We start from the raw sequence: 14,804 nt of genomic DNA, 5'->3' as shown, positions 1-14,804 counted from the left end.
AAAACCTGCATACAGCGTGCTGTTGCTAGCCCGCTGATGGCTCTACCAACTCTTGGTCAACCAGTGCCTTCAGCTTCTCAGCCAGCGCCTCTTGTTTATCAGCCGGAATTTCCTTCAGCTCCAAGCTAATTCGGCCGTCAGGAAATGTCTTAAGTTGGCCGCGCTGCACACCATCAGCTTTGAAATCGAAAAGCTGGTGGTAGCGAGTGCGACTTCGCTTCGCGGTAGCGCCCGGGCCTTGCAGGTTGCGCAAGATGAGCTCCAATTCGCGCACCGTTCTCTTGCCTTCGATAACTGCCGTCAGATGACGATCAGCGCCTTCCTCCCCGACACGGTCGAAGATCAACTTGAGGCAGTAGGCCGCCTGCAACCCCACACGATCAGCACTTTCTGCCATGCGCTCTAGAATGGCTCTCGGCAGTGCGTTCAGCGAAAGAACCTTGCTGACGTATGCCTTGTCTTTGGTGACCTTCTCAGCCAGCGAATTTTGATCCGCGACCACCTGTTGCTCGATCAATTGCTGCCACGCAATCGCGTCATCGAAGATTGACTGCCGCTCGTGGTCGTTGTTCGCTCGGTAAGCCGTGGTGTAGAGGTCGATGGGCAGTACGTCATGACGTTCTTCGGCATCGATGTGCGTCTCGCCCAGCGATCTCTTCGCACGCAGCCGACGCTCGCCGTCGATGATCACATACTTGCCAGGGAACTGAGGTAGGCGCGTGAACTTGATGGCCTCAATTTGGCCTTCCCTTTGAAGGGTTAGGGCCAACTCTTGGATTTTCGCCTCTGGATAGAAGACGCGAGGGTTGTACGGGTTCGAGACGCAATCGGCAATTGCGATGCTCTTGCGCCCACCAACTGCGGACGCAGTTGGGCCGGCAGCAGGTTCCACCGTGTTGGCGGTTGTCTCGGTAACGGGTTGAGATTCTTGCTCCTGAGGGGAAGCCGGAGGCGGTTCCTGCTCTCGCTCGCGAGTCTGAATGGCCTGCTGCTCGTTCTTGAACCCCTTAATCAGCCCGCTCGCGAGGGTGAGCTTTGGGATGGGCTGCCCCTTTGTTGTCGAGGCGCCTTGCACTTTAGTGTCCTTAGTATTCTTAGACATTTTCCACCTTTTGCGAACGCGATTGAGTGATGTGCTGCGTCAACTCAAGGACCAGCGACTCGATTTCAGCGCGTGCTTCCTTCAACCCCTTCATGTATCGCCCGCACTCATGTGCGGTAGTCCCAAGAGCAAACAGCTGCCGATAGATTTCACGTTGGGCAATTTGACTCTGGAGCAGATGCGTACCAACGTCTTGCTGGTTCAGCAGCGAAAGGATTTCTTCTCGCATGCGTGTACGGCCATTGATGTTGTTCAGCATCAGTGCGGAAGCTAATTCCGGATTGATGCGCCGTTTGATGTTCTTGATTTCGTTAATCATTGCCAGAGTGCTGAACAAGTCAGCCGGCGATGGCCCCATTGGGATCAGGCAGAAATCTGCGATGCCGAGCACCTCGGGCGTTCGCGGGTCCTCAAGGTTACCAGGGCAGTCCACAACGACAAGATCGTATTTGCCTTGCAATTTTTGGATTTCGTTTCCGATCTTAGAACCTGCGGGAGCGAGACTCGCCACCGAAATCTTGAGAGGCTCCTCACCGCTTGTTGCCCATCGCAATGAGGTGTTCTGAGGATCTGCGTCGACTAGAGCGACGTCCGTGCCTCCAGATTGGAAGGCAGATGCGAGATTGAGACTCAGCGTTGTCTTACCTACGCCACCTTTTTGGTTTGCGATTGCAATCGTAAATGCGCTCATAGGTTCTCCAAGGTTTTTGTGATTTTAGCGAGACTTGCTGTGAACTCAAGGAATTTCTTATCTCTCTTAGTGTTTTTCTCATCAGCCGTTGTAAATGAGTTGCCACGTGGAAACTATCCTCGTCATGCACTGTGGACTGAACTTTGCGACCAGTTTCCACGTGACAACCCGTCACATCTTTCCTGACGCTGGAGTGCAGTTGTCACGTGGAAACTCGTGCCAAGCATACGTTGCATGTGCGGTTCGGGCGAACGGGCTTCGTGGCTGACGGGAACACTTGGAGCTATTAGCCGAATCGGCGATCGCAATGACGCGAAGTCTGGGCGAAACTTTTACGGATCTACCGAACCCCATTGGTAGCTGCCACCTGGAAACGCGATGGGCCCCTTTGCTGGCGTCACTATCCAGCATCTATGTGATGCAATAGAAGGTTCAGAAGTACGGTCTCTGGCGGCAGTCGGCGACAACATGTCGCATGATTCTGCGTGCGCATGACACTCGTCTGATAAGTTGTCACGTGGAAACTGCAGCAATGCAGCTGGGGATGCTTGCGGGGCGAGTTTCCACGTGACAACTCATTGAGGGGTTCACGGGGGCTCGCTATATACTGAAAGTTAGCCCAATGAAGGACGGGCTTCGTTTGATCTTGGCGCCAGCTTAAGGACAGTGCCGGCTAAGCCTGCAAAGACGGGGAAGTTGCGGCCCCCGCATTCGAAAATCACGAACGCTTCCAAAACCCCCGCAGCTCCTTCATCCGAATGGCCTCTTCCGACGTCACGTAGACCGTCGTGGTGTCGAGCGACTTGTGCCCCAGGTTCTGCTGCATGATCTCGACCGGCGTGCCGGCGGCAATGGCATGTGATGCGTGTGAGTGTCGCAGCCAGTGCGTGCTGGCTTCGTTCAGCCGTGCTGCTCCCTGCGGATCGGTTGCCTCCAACTCGGTTGCGCAGGCCTGGAAGAAGCGCTTGATCTGCCGGTAGAGCACACCCGGCGTCAGCGGAGCGGCAGGGCTCGCCGTGTCCCGCTTTGCCCACGGCGCACGCTCAGCCTGATCGGTCGCGTGGCCGAGCAGGGCCACCGGCTCACGAATCTGGGCGGGGTCGCTGGGGAAGCCGCGGGAGTCCAGGTACGCGCCCAGCGCGTGCACGACCTCATCGGGCACTGGCACCTCACGTACACGCGACCCCTTGCCGACCACGGTCAGCCACCAGCCGTCCATGCGTTCGCCGGAGCGGGGGAGGGCGAGACTGCGCCATGCCAGGTCGGCCGTTGTCGCTCCCACGATCTCCGCGAGACGCAAGCCCGTGGCGTAGAGCAAGGGCAAGGCGACCTGCAGCCGCAGGTTCGATGACGTGCGCTCCAGCAGGAACAGGCGCTCCACCACAAACGCCCATTGGTCCTCGGTCAGACTGCGCCCAACGTCCAGCTGTGGTTTGCCACCATTCGTCGCCCGCACGCCGCCCCACGGATTGCCGCTCAGATAGTTCTTGTCGTTGAGGTACCGGTACAGGTTCTGCAGCACGGTCAGGGCATAGGCCTGCGACTCGGGCGACAGCTTGCCCTCGAACGGTTTCCAGCTCGGCGTCCACCGTTCCCGAGAGCGTGGCGCACACCAGTCGTCGGGCACGTCGGCCAGGAAATCGCGGTAGGCGACGCAGTCCTCAGTCGTCATCGACGAGAGCGGCTTGCGCCGAATCCAGATGGCCCACAGCAGAAAGCGTTCTGCCTCCTTGCGATAACTGCGCTGGGTGTTGGACAGGTAGTGCAGCCAATCCAGCGGGCCGGGCTCGGTGATGACATCGCGCCGGCCGGTGCGCCGCCGGGCGATCTCGGCAGGCGGCAGCCCCGGTTTCGAGCGCAGCCAGGTGAGTACCGCCTCGTAGTCGTTCTGGGCGTCCAGCAGGCACTCGACCGGGGGCCGCCGGAAACGGCCGTTACTGCCGTCGAGCGCGGCCGGCACAACGATCTTTTCCAGGGGCAGGAGGCCAGTGCCGGATGCCACCACGCGGTCACGCTCGTGCGCGGTGAGTTGCCGGCGCGGGATCCGGGCGTGTTCGCCCAGTTTGCGCGCCAGCGTGTCGGCGTTCGCGCGCAGGAAGCGCTCGATGGCGTGGGCTTTCTTCTCGCCGACCCCGCGCAGCGCGCGGAACCAGCCGCCGCCCAGGCTGTTGATACGGTCGATCAGGGTGCCGATGGTGGCTACGCCGGCGGCCTCCAGCCGATCCGCGACGCCCGCGGCCAGCCACGCGTGGCAGTGGTCGTCGACCCGCACCGGCTCCGCCAGCACCTGTTCCAGGTCGGCCAGCAGGCGCAGCTGCCGCTCCATCAGCTTGGTCCGGCGCTCGGCCCGCTGCACCGCGTCTCCGAAGCGCTCCCGATAGGCTTCGAGCTGCTCCTCGATGCTGAAGTCATCCAGCCTGTTCTCCAGCGCGAACTCCTCCAGCGCTGGCAACGCGGGTCCGCGCTGCGCAAGGCCGGAGAGGTCGATGCGGATCAGGCGCACCTTGCCGTAGTGGCCGGCGCGGCGCACGGCCGCCGCCAGTTCAGCGCGCAGCCAGGCGGTCATGCGCCGTACCTTCGGGTGCGCGACGAAGGTCTCCTGCGTCAGCTCGGCCTGCGCCTCCAGTTCGCCATCGATGGCCAGGTAGCGCGCCCACATCGGCCGGGCATCCAGCCCCTGGACGACCGCGCGCAGGAACGCGAAATGGCCACGGTGGAGGTGGCGTCGAACGACAACGCGGCGGCGGGTGGGTCGAGTGCGCTTTATTTCACTTTGCAGCGTCTCGAGGCTGGGGGGTGGTTCAGGGTTGTGGTCGGGGTCGAGCGGGTCCATGGGCGGCGAAGCGTTGTCGGGCTTGGGTTTCCGGGCCTGTTGGAAAACGCGAAAAAGTGACGTTCTCGAAAGCGTACATTAATTTCACAGTACATGATAAGAATACTTATCAACCACAGTAAAAAGCGCACTTCACTCGATGGAGTGCGCTTTTAGGCATGTTAGAATCAGCCCAATAGCCTCCATCCAGACCGAAATGTCGTCGCCGACCTCAAAAATGGCGGCCCAGCGCCAAGACTGGGACACTGCCGAAAGCCGCTGCGCTGAGCGTCGCGAGCTGGCAGGCGCGGCGGCCAGCGCGGCCGTCGCGGTAGAAGAGGGGGTAACGGTGCGCTTCCGGCCGATCGGACGGACGGACGTCGATGCTGCAGATCGCTGGACCTTCGGAGGCTATGCCCCAGGCTGGCTGTGGTCCCGCGAGTTGACACGGGCTCGCCGTCGGCCGCGCCGCGTGGAGGCCGCCGTTTATGCGGAGTTGCCGGATCACACGCATGTCTTGTGTGGCTTGATCCTGGGGCGGATCAGTAATCGACACGTGGTCGCGTCGATCCACCTGCTCAGCCGTGCGCCGGCACCTAACCCGCTGCAGGGCCGCTTTGCCAAGATCGCAGTGCGCTACCTGGAATTCTGTGCGGCGGCGTTTGACTGCACGACGGCCTCATTGCAGCGGCCCATTCCCGAGTTGGTAGATTTCTACAAAAGCCTGGGCTACTCACGGGTCGTGGAGAAAAAGGGTAAGATTGAGAGACTTGAGCGCGATCTGGGGGCAGTCCTGTCCGCAATGCGCAAGGGAGATCAACCATGAAGCCGACAGCACGCAAAATTCGACGCCAAGCGCTCCTGGCCGAAAAGCCGGAACAGGTCGCCGCGCGCCTCGCCGTGTTCGCCAAATTGACGCGCGAACAGGCGGTCGCGCGCCGGTCGGTAGTGGAGCCCAAAGTAGCAGGATCGGTGTTGGCAGGCCGGCGCGTAAGGGTTGCAGGCTGAGGCCACACTCGCACGTTACAGGAGCCGCCTTCGGGCGGCTTTTTCATATCTGCAATGACTGCATCAGTGCTGAACCATGATCTTTCGGGGGACTTTGAGCGCCTGCTCACGTTGGTGATGCAGCTCGTTGAGTCCCAGGCCGGGCAGCAGATCCCGGTGGACCAGCTTTGGATGAACGATGCGCAAGTGCTGGGCAAAAAATTCTGTTACCACGTAGCCTCGCTGCGCCTGATAGCCCAACCGGTCCAAATCGATATTGCCGGGTATGGCGCAGATCTTCACATCGACCACAGTTCCGTGATGATTCTTGCGCGCGCGGCTCTGGAGACCTACCTCACGTTCGCCTACATCTACGGCAGCAAAGATGTGGAGGTCCGACAATTCCGCCATATGATCTGGCGTCGTGCCGGCCTACTGGACCGACAGGCGTATCCGGCACGTGCGCCAGAGCACCAACAGAAGTTGGCCGACGAGAAGACAAGGATCGATCAACTCCAGATCGAGATCGAAGCCCACGGCGTCTGGCAGCAGTATTCCGAACCGATGCGTAAAAAGGTTCTGAAGGGCGAATGGCGCGCCGGCCAGTCTTGGATCGACACTGGCATCGCCGCCGGTTTCCACCCCGTCTATATCCGCCAAATCTACAGCTTCCTCTGCGGCTACGCGCACTCGAGCTGGCTCAGCATTCTGCAGATTCGCGATGCACAAGCGCTTTGCGACCAGGAGGCGATGGCCGCTAGGTTCGTAAGCGTGGCCCTCGTTTTCATGAGCTTCTTTGCAACGAGCTACGTTGCCTTGTTTCCGCAGGCTGAGGCGGTCCTGGCCAGCAACACCGAAGCGGCCAACCTTGCCCAGCGGTGGCATCTGACCGCTGATCGCCAGTCTGCCCTGTATGGCACAACGAACTGAGCTTGCCGATTCGCCTATGCCCGCCGACCAAAACCCACCTGCTAAGCAATTCCCCCGGAACGAACGAGTGCCGGTGGCGCGCGCGGTTGCCACGACGATAGAACATGCCACGGCCGCCCAAGTCAAAGCGCTGGCGGAGCCGTTCAAGGGAACCTCGGTGGGTCAACGGTTCTTCGGACCTGGCTGGATCGGTGAAGATGGCGTTGCTTGCATAGTGTTCATCGCCCAGGACCGTGACACCATCCAACGGCTACGTCGACAGCGGACGTGCGTCGCAATTGGTTGGCGTTGGAACAACACCCCCTCCATGGTGTTTTCCTTTACGTTGATGACAGAGGGAAAGAATCCCCATCCCCACACACGGTGGATGCGGCCGAGCGCTGATCCAGTGGTTGCGGCGATTCGCCAGCGCGGTCGCTTTCGCATGATCGCCGTTTCGCCGGAGGGGTACCAAACTGTTTGGTTTGAGGCGCAGTTGCATTCGGGTTTTGGGGAAACCGCTCCCTCACTCCAAGGCATGGAGCAGCAATGGCAACATCCGGTGCCTGGACTGCAGGGGTCACGCGAGGGTCAGCGATTCGATCCATTCGAGCGCGAACGAAAGGCTGACACAACCGATGCCGCTCCTGCGATCCCGCTTTGGGCGGAACCCGCGTCAGACGTCTGGTCGGAGCTGAACTATGACGGGCCCTGGGCAGGCGACCTAAATGCAACAGACAAGGCTCGCGTCGCATGGGGCAGGCAGGTGTATCGGAATCGCCGCCTCGCCGCTGGCTTCGTGCGCGGAATTGCAGAGCGACAGGCATATGACCGCGTACCACCGGTCGTCACGGAAGAGGGCAACTGGCTCGGTGAGGGCATTATTGCCGAGCAGGGCAGGGTGCTAGTGGCGCGTGCGCCATTGATCGGACGTTGGCTGGCAGCATTGGCGGGTCCAGCCCCCGATGCGGAAGCTGCGTATCGGGCGTGTGTTGAGGTGCTGCATGACACGTACGCGCTGTTCTGTTTGCTCGACAAGCTGATTCCGCTGCTCAACGATGCGGGCGACCAAATGTTGTCCGAAGCCGCACGTTGGACGTTCGAGGCTGCTCTGTTGGATGACAAGATCACGCAGGGCGGCACCCACCGGCCCTGGTTCGCCAACACTGGGCAACACGGTTTGGAATTGCGTAGTGCGCCGTTCAACCTCGAAGCGTCGCTGTCCGACATCGAGGAGATGTGGCGCAGCGGTCTGGACATGCTGGACCTCATTGACGCGGGCCAGCGCCTCGGGCCAAACGATTTTCCGGTCCCGTTGTCGGATGTCTGTGAAGCCATGCGCGGCGTCGCGCTCGATGGCACCGAAGACGAAGCTGAAGCGACGATTCAGGCGATGCTGCGCGAAGCACAGGAAGCTCGGCAATGGACTATCCCGTGGGGCGCACGAGTAGAAGTGGCGTTCGGCCCATTCGTGGCGGTGCGGATCTTTGAGAACCAAGGCGAGTTCGCGTGCCAATTTCTCGACGCAGCGCAGCGCTACCACCATGTCGCGATTGGCATTGCCAGCGATCCGCCGCGCGCAACAGGTGGCCGCTTGATCCGCCCGCGCGATGATGATGGCGAAGTGACGTGGAACACGGACGCCGAGTTGAGCTTGCAGTTGATCGCAGCTGCGATCATCCGGGACTTTCTTGTGGTGGAGGAGCGAGAGTCGCTGTTTGGTACGCGAACGACAACGCGCCGCAGCCGTGGCCGTGACTTGACGACGGTGGTGTACCTGCCGCGCGTACGCTATAGCCGGCCCAATCTACGGCAGGCGACACAACACGCGCACGAATCTGGTCGTGCCCCACACGCTGTCACTCAACACCTGCGCCGGGCGGCAACAACATCGGCGACTCAGCGTTTTCTCGCACAGCGGTATGGAATGCACCTTCCAGAAGGGTTCACATTCGTGCGCCCACACACTCGCGGGGCAATGGCGGAGGCTGAGCGGGTGCGTGTCTACCGCAGCCGCTCGGCATCGCGCATGATCTACGAAGAGGTATCAACCGCGCCAGAAGGTGCGCGGCCGGCATGGTTTGAGTTCGAGCGGGATTGTATGCAACTGCTCAGGGAACGAGGGCTGCGCGTGATTCACCAGGCCGCCAGTCGGGATGGCGATGGTGGCGTCGATCTATACGCGGTTGACGAGAGCGGCCAATCTTGGATCGTACAATGCAAATGCTGGGCGGCGCATCGCAGTGTCGGCCCGGAAATCGTGCGTGAACTGCATGGGGCCATTGCCTTTGCTGATCGCGGCAGCAGCGGCACCAGCAAAGGGATCGTCATTACCACAAGCCGCTTTACTTCGGGGGCCGCCGAGGTCGGGCGCGAGTTTGGCTTCGAACTAATCGACGGCCAGCAATTTGCTCAGTGGCGCCAAAATCGGCATTGAAGTTGGTTCACTGTATGAGCGAGCACCTTGCCTTGCGAACGTGCGCGCTATCATCGAACGGGCCAAAACCCTCGAAGCACTCCCATGAGATCCCACACACGATGGCTCGCCTGCAACAGTTGTGGCGTCCTGCGTGACCACGTTCCCGAAAATGCCGGCGTAACATCGTTCGACGCGGCACACCGGGTGCAGCTTTGGATCTGCACGATTTGCGGCGCTGCCCACCCGGTCGCACCGGAGCATAGTGATCAGGCCGACCGCGAGCGATTGGAGCGCCTAGGACAGTTGCGACTAATTGAATGAAGAAAGCTTGTCGGCACCCGTTTGACACCGCATTCGGTCAATCGCGTTGCTGAACTATCAACACACACAACGATGAAGGAACGCGGATGAAGTTCTACCATTTCACGTCCGTCTCGTACGCCGAAACGATCCTCTCGATGGGGATTTCGCGTGGCCACGTGAAGCATGGTGACGGAAGCATTCGCAACTCAGTGGTCTGGCTGACGACGGATCCCGATGCTGATGGTCACGGCCTGACGACAGGCGACAAAACGTTGACCGCGAGAGACATGGAGTATCTGACCCGCGTCGATGGGGTCGCACCCAAGAATGGCATCGTCATGAACAAAACCCGAGTGCGCCTGACGGTGGAGATGTCGGCCGACACAGCCACTCTGATGCCCTTTGTCGAGTACTACGCGCGTCGTGGCGAAAAGCCCGATGAAGCCAAGCTTATGGGCCTTTCCGCATACGTCGAAAATCCTTGGCGTCTGCCTCTCACGAGACGGCGGCATTTATTGAAATCGACCACAACCAAAGAAGGCACGTGGTGGCTCTCGTTTGCGCCGATCACCGCCTCCGAGATTACGCGGGTCGAATACAACAGCCCGGCTGGGTTCGTAGACTACGACTTTGAAGCGCATGGCCGGCAGCACTTCCATGACGCAGGCTTTGTGGTGCCCAGCGCCGCCACGCTACAGTCGCTGCACCCCCTGGTGCCCTGCGACTATCCCTTCGAGAAGGCGAAGGCGTTCGCTTTCTGCTTGGACACGAAGCGCGTTCGACGTGGCGACTGGTGCGCCGGCGTTCGGAATGAGCCACCCGAACGCTGAGGCCTTGGCCAAGTGGGTACGCGACCACTCGGACGAGTTGCTCGACTGCTGGGCCCGCGCTGTTGACGTGTACTACAGCTACTACCCGAAAACAGGGATGCCTCGCCCCCCAGTTCGGTTGAACCCGTAACTACGGGTGCGGGCCTAGCGATCCTGCGCTGTCGAGGGGGCCGCCGCCGCTTCGCTGGCGCGGCCTGTCTTTGATGTAGTCGTCGACTCTTTCGCTGCGGTGGATGTTGAGTGGAAAGCGGCACCAAACTTGTCGCTGAAGTCGTGCCAGCCGGTCACGACCGTCACGAGGGCACTAAACGCGACGAAGGCAGCAACAGGCCACCAGGCAAGGAACGCGCCGACGGCCCTTGCTACCAGGCTTGGCCGAGTCGTCATCGCCTTCTCCGCCGATTGGTAACGGTCTCGGCGCCGCAGCATTCCGATGCGCCAACGATCCCACCGCGAACCACCGTCGAGCACACTGGATACGCGCCAGTATCGGAACGCGTCGGCCACGGCTGCGTCGATGACGCTTTGTGTGACATCGTTCGGGCCCACGAACACTCGCCAAACGATGAGCTTTTCGGGCTGCCGCATGAATTCAGACTCGTACGGATAGAGCAGCACGGCGACATTGCCGGTTTTGGCTTGAGAGAACACAAGTGCGGCTCCGTGCTCCGCCGCTGTCGAGCCCTGTTTTCTCAGCGAAGCGCCCACCGGATGCTGGCCTGGGAATAGGGTGACAGTTCGGTGCTCGCGTTCGACGCGCACGTATAGCCGTTCGAGGTAGCCTGCTTGCTCGGCTGCAGTGATGACCTTCTCAAATTTCTCTTGCAGAGCCGGCTTCAGTACGACGTTCCAATTGATGAACTTGTAGCGGCGCACGTCCGCGCTACGCTGGGGAAAGAGAGACAAGACATCCTCATGGGTTGCGTTGGGCACACGCGCCAATGAAAACGGGAGGCTTGGCCTCCCGTTGGCACGAATGGCAGCGGAGGACTTACTGAGCGGCGTCCTTCACCTTCTTCAGCGGGCGCACCTTGACACGCACGCTGGCCGGCTTGGCCTCGAACCATTGCTCTTGGCCCGTGAAAGGGTTTTTGCCGAAGCGACGCTTGGTGGCCGGTACCTTCACGGATACCACCTTGAAGAGACCAGGCAGCGTGAACTCGCCGGCGCCTTTCTTGTGCAGCGCACTCAGGATGGTGTTCTCCAGATGCAGGAGCACGGACTTCACGGCCTTGGCCTCAAGTTCTGTCTGCTCGGCCAAGTGACTCACCAGGCTGGCTTTGGTGAAGGTGTCCTTCAGCGGCTTGATGGTCGGGGCCGCGGCGGCGGCGGTCTTCTTTGCCGGTGCGGCTTTCTTTGCTGCGGTCTTGGATTTCGTCGCCATGGAGTGCGTAGATTTCAAGGTGGTTGACCATCGCGAGATGGCGAATTGTGCGCGCTACTGCGTGCGAGGGAAGAATAGCAAGGCCAGTCGTGCTGGACAACGGGACTCACCGTCTTCATTTAGTCAAGAGGGGCCTCGTAGCGGGGCGCGCGGATCTGCGCGTCGATCCAAGCATCCTTTACCACCGTATCGAGAACGGTCGGGGGAATATCGAACCACTCCGACACGAAATGTACGGCGTCGGCCTCTAGGCCCGCCCATGCTCGTGCTTTTGCCACCCAGCGCGGTCCGACCTGAATTGGAGTGCAGCGTCCGGGCGTGACGTGGAAATAGCTGACGCGGTGCGCGGTGGTTGATTCGATGAACCACATACGGCGGATGCCGGCGTCGTCTCTGGCGCAGCCGAGACGCAATCGGGCGCCTTGCTGCTCGAGCGCGCGCAACGCACTGACCAACGAGGCATCGGTCGGCCGGTACCAGACCGAGACCTTGCGCAGCACGGCGTGTTCACCTTGCGTGGCGCCCAACCAGTTCACGGCCGCGACCAGGCGGTGGACGCCGTTGGTGCACGTCACAGCCCCGCCGTAGGCGGCCAGCTTCAGTTCGTACGCTGCCTCAGGGGCGGGAAATGATTGGTGGCCGATTTCCGATTCGCAGTAGTCAATGACGCGCTCGTCCCAGCCAAAACCGTGCAGGTCCTGCAGCATGCCGCGCCACGTCAAGGCCTTGCTGAAATTCCGATGCGTTAAGCCAACCACGGCGGCGATGGGCACGTCGACGTAGACCCGCTGGGTTGATCCTTCAGTCGTGAGGAGATCAAGGACCGGGCCCAGCTCAGTGCGCTTCCAGACCGACTGGTCCAATACCGTGCAACTGGAGTCAGATGCTGCCGCGCGGATGCGCGCAAGGCCCGGTGCCTTTCGCATCTGCGCGGCTTGGTCTTGGCCATAGACGACATCTTGAGCGCGATGCATTGCATCATCCATCATGGTGCTTGCATCTCCATTGCTGTGTCATTCGGCAGCAGAATGTCGTTGACTTGGTAGCCGTCCGCTCGCAAGAGTGCGATGAGTCCGTCGGACCCTGGCAGGTGAGCAGCACCAACCGCGACCACCGCGCCGCCGGCGTCGAGGGCTTGGCGCAAGCGCGGCATCCAGGACAAATTGCGGTCGTGGACCATCAGGCGGTGATAGATCGCCGCATCCTCTGGAGATTCGTTACCCAGACTCGCGAGAGCGGCGATCCTCTCATAGTCGCCGCGATTGAATGCGATAACAGCTTGACGGAAATCCTCTCGCTGGCGGGCGATGTTCAAGCCGCCCATCAGCAGGCGCCAATAGATCCGATCCGGGACCGCGCGTCGCCGGTTTTCCAAGTCGGTCTGATCTTCGAGAGGCACTATCGCTACGTTGTAGCGCAGTGCCGCTATCGCGAATATCGCGTCTCTGGACAGGTTGCTCAATTCTGTGCAGGGAATCCAAGCGTACGCGGCGGCCATACGCGGACTCTTGTGCTGCAGCATTTCGATGGCCAGGTCGGGACGTTGAGGTGCTGCGCATTTCGCGCGCAGCTGAAGAAATTCAACCTGTGTATCGGTCAATGACCGGGCCCATGGTGCACGAGAGGCCCGACCAGCAAACACCTCGGGGTCCAGTAGATCGGCGCCCTGGAGTTCGACAGGCTGTGGACCTTGGGCCCTCGAACTTTCAATGACAAAACTTGTGGCGCCCTGGAGCACCGACATCGCCGGCTGGCGCATGCCCTGATAGGGGACGTGGAGAGTGGCGACCAGCACGCTTTTGGCCCCGTTCGGCGCGGTGATTGCGAGTGCGGGTACGCCATCCTGTGCAATAGCCGGTGTGGAGGCGAGGGTGGCGGCACAAACGAATGCCGCCAGTGTGCGAAATTGGTCAACCAGGCCAAACGACCGCAGCATGCGATGACTCCGGATGTGAAGAGGGCTAGGGGAAGGACTGTATGGCGGGCAGGGCGCAATGCAGAGGGGGGCCGTGCCGCCCAGTGGGTAGGTAAGCGGCGTTGCTACGCCCCCTTGCGCCGTGAGTTTGGTTTGCTCGGCGGTTGACCGGTCTGCTGATCTGGTGCCGACTCTGGTGTCGGCTTCGCGGCCTCAATTTGCTCGCGCAGCATTCGCAACTCGGCCTGGGCACCGGCCTCAAGACCGACGACCTCGGTTAGTTTCTCGCGGGTGCGCTCATGCGCGGCCTGCGCTTCAGCCAGTTGGGCACGCACCTGGTGCTCGCGCGATTCGGCGTTGGCCAAGCGCTCGTTGGCCTGGATTCGGGCGATGTCAGCAGCTTCACGCTGCGCATCGGCGACGGCGGCTGTGCGATCGGCAGCGACCCGGGCGGCCTGTTCCGCCGCCAGTTGGGCGCGCAGTTCGCTCAGTTCGCGCTCCAAGTGTGGCAGCGCTTCCAGGCGCAACTCCACTTGCGCGAGCGCCCGACGAACGGCGGCGAGTTCGCCGCGCTCCCGCTCCGACTCTGCATTCAAGCGTTCGATCTCTGCTGCCTGCTCGGCCGCCTTGCCGGCAAGCTTGTCGCGCTCTGTCGCAACCTGCTGCAGCTCCTGCGTCAGGGCGTCGCGTTCAGCTTCCAGAGCCTCGCCAGTGCTGGCCAGCACCGCGTTTTCACTCATGACCTGCGCCAGTGCGGCCTCGGCGTCGGCCGCGGCGTCCTCGGCCACCCGCGAAAACTCGGTGCCCAGTGCGGCCAGCAGGCGGGGGTTCGGATCGCCAATCTTGCGCGCGGCAGGCTTTTGTTGACCCTGCCAAGTAACCAGATGGCGGTGGATGGTGTTCATGCTGCCAGTGCCCAGCCGCTCGCGCACTGCGCTTAGCGTCGGCTTGATTTGCTCGGCGTAGAACAAAATAAAAATGTCACTACGGTTTGGCGAAACTGAGCCAACGCGGGCTCTGTAGTGACAATTTTAATTACGTTGAAAGCGAGGCAATAGCGTCAATAGGCGTAAGCCCGCATTAAATTTGTCAATTGGCATCCTAGACTTCCACTCCCTTCGTAAGGCCTTGATCTTATGGGGAAAAGTCAGTCCTTCGATAGCCCGATCCCGATCCCGCGACCTCGCGGAGCGCATCGGCTCGAGGCCTTCAGCCTCAAATTGGGGGAGCTAAAGTCGAAAGTGGTGTACGGGGGAGTTGAGGCGGGAAGTTGAAGGCGGTGGAGGTTTCAGCTGAGAATCTGATTGTCGAAGTCGGAAACCAGCAAAAAATCAAACCATCCACCATGAGCAAGGATACGGAAAAAGCAGTCGTCGGTCTATCGGGAGTCGGGCTTGGACTTGACGAATTGGTTCGTCACGGGGCGCGGCAAGTGATTCAACAAGCGATCGA

At 60.9% G+C, this 14,804-nt stretch carries 14 protein-coding genes; 6 read left to right on the top strand and 8 right to left on the bottom strand.

The genetic code is table 11. The features are described 5' to 3' along the window. Positions 1-25: 25 nt before the first annotated feature. The 3 genes from BEK68_RS20875 to BEK68_RS20865 form a co-directional block, all read right to left on the bottom strand. The gene (locus BEK68_RS20875; RefSeq protein ID WP_012435609.1) at positions 26-1,102 is read right to left on the bottom strand and encodes a ParB/RepB/Spo0J family partition protein; all 1,077 of its coding nucleotides are present in this window, start codon (positions 1,100-1,102) and stop codon (positions 26-28) included. After that, positions 1,095-1,793, bottom strand: a complete 699-nt coding sequence (locus BEK68_RS20870; protein ID WP_012435608.1) for a ParA family protein — start codon at positions 1,791-1,793, stop codon at positions 1,095-1,097. Before BEK68_RS20870 ends, BEK68_RS20875 begins: the two co-directional genes overlap by 8 nt. 718 nt (positions 1,794-2,511) lie before the next feature. Continuing rightward, complete coding sequence (locus BEK68_RS20865; RefSeq protein ID WP_081311598.1) at positions 2,512-4,626, bottom strand: phage integrase family protein; 2,115 nt, start codon at positions 4,624-4,626, stop codon at positions 2,512-2,514. Positions 4,627-4,822: 196 nt separating this feature from the next. Between BEK68_RS20865 and BEK68_RS20860 the strand changes: the two genes are divergently transcribed. The 5 genes from BEK68_RS20860 (at position 4,823) to BEK68_RS20840 (ending at position 10,053) form a co-directional block, all read left to right on the top strand. Then, complete coding sequence (locus BEK68_RS20860; protein WP_225694715.1) at positions 4,823-5,431, top strand: hypothetical protein; 609 nt, start codon at positions 4,823-4,825, stop codon at positions 5,429-5,431. Next, positions 5,428-5,613: a hypothetical protein gene (locus BEK68_RS20855; protein WP_004635264.1), complete on the top strand. Its 186-nt coding sequence runs from the start codon at positions 5,428-5,430 to the stop codon at positions 5,611-5,613. The genes BEK68_RS20860 and BEK68_RS20855 overlap by 4 nt, the downstream gene beginning before the upstream one ends. Positions 5,614-5,667: 54 nt before the next feature. Continuing rightward, entirely contained in the window at positions 5,668-6,522 is an 855-nt protein-coding gene (locus BEK68_RS20850; protein ID WP_004635267.1) for a DUF5677 domain-containing protein, read from the top strand. A gap of 16 nt (positions 6,523-6,538) precedes the next feature. Beyond that, positions 6,539-8,938, top strand: a complete 2,400-nt coding sequence (locus tag BEK68_RS20845) for a restriction endonuclease (RefSeq protein ID WP_004635269.1) — start codon at positions 6,539-6,541, stop codon at positions 8,936-8,938. A gap of 389 nt (positions 8,939-9,327) precedes the next feature. Further along, the gene (locus BEK68_RS20840; protein WP_004635270.1) at positions 9,328-10,053 is read left to right on the top strand and encodes a hypothetical protein; all 726 of its coding nucleotides are present in this window, start codon (positions 9,328-9,330) and stop codon (positions 10,051-10,053) included. A 144-nt stretch (positions 10,054-10,197) separates the two neighbouring features. On the opposite strand, the gene BEK68_RS20835 is transcribed toward BEK68_RS20840, so the two are convergent. From BEK68_RS20835 to BEK68_RS20815, 5 genes are all read right to left on the bottom strand, one after another. Next, positions 10,198-10,959 (bottom strand): hypothetical protein, encoded by a 762-nt coding sequence (locus BEK68_RS20835; protein WP_004635272.1) that lies wholly within the window; start codon positions 10,957-10,959, stop codon positions 10,198-10,200. Between the two features lie 85 nt (positions 10,960-11,044). Further along, positions 11,045-11,437, bottom strand: a complete 393-nt coding sequence (locus BEK68_RS20830) for an HU family DNA-binding protein (protein WP_012435605.1) — start codon at positions 11,435-11,437, stop codon at positions 11,045-11,047. Between the two features lie 119 nt (positions 11,438-11,556). Beyond that, the gene (locus BEK68_RS20825; protein ID WP_021197350.1) at positions 11,557-12,426 is read right to left on the bottom strand and encodes a hypothetical protein; all 870 of its coding nucleotides are present in this window, start codon (positions 12,424-12,426) and stop codon (positions 11,557-11,559) included. Beyond that, positions 12,423-13,373: a TraB/GumN family protein gene (locus tag BEK68_RS20820; RefSeq protein ID WP_012435603.1), complete on the bottom strand. Its 951-nt coding sequence runs from the start codon at positions 13,371-13,373 to the stop codon at positions 12,423-12,425. Before BEK68_RS20820 ends, BEK68_RS20825 begins: the two co-directional genes overlap by 4 nt. A 104-nt stretch (positions 13,374-13,477) precedes the next feature. Then, a complete protein-coding gene (locus tag BEK68_RS20815) occupies positions 13,478-14,323 on the bottom strand; it encodes a DNA-binding protein (RefSeq protein WP_012435602.1) in 846 nt (281 codons plus the stop codon). 299 nt (positions 14,324-14,622) lie between these two features. Here BEK68_RS20815 and BEK68_RS25975 point away from each other — a divergent pair. After that, the coding region (locus tag BEK68_RS25975) for a hypothetical protein (RefSeq protein ID WP_139111370.1) at positions 14,623-14,804 on the top strand (182 nt) is incomplete at its 3' end.

This window comes from Ralstonia pickettii (assembly GCF_001699815.1).
In the GTDB taxonomy this organism is placed as follows: domain Bacteria; phylum Pseudomonadota; class Gammaproteobacteria; order Burkholderiales; family Burkholderiaceae; genus Ralstonia; species Ralstonia thomasii.
This window is presented reverse-complemented; position numbering and strand designations above follow the sequence as displayed.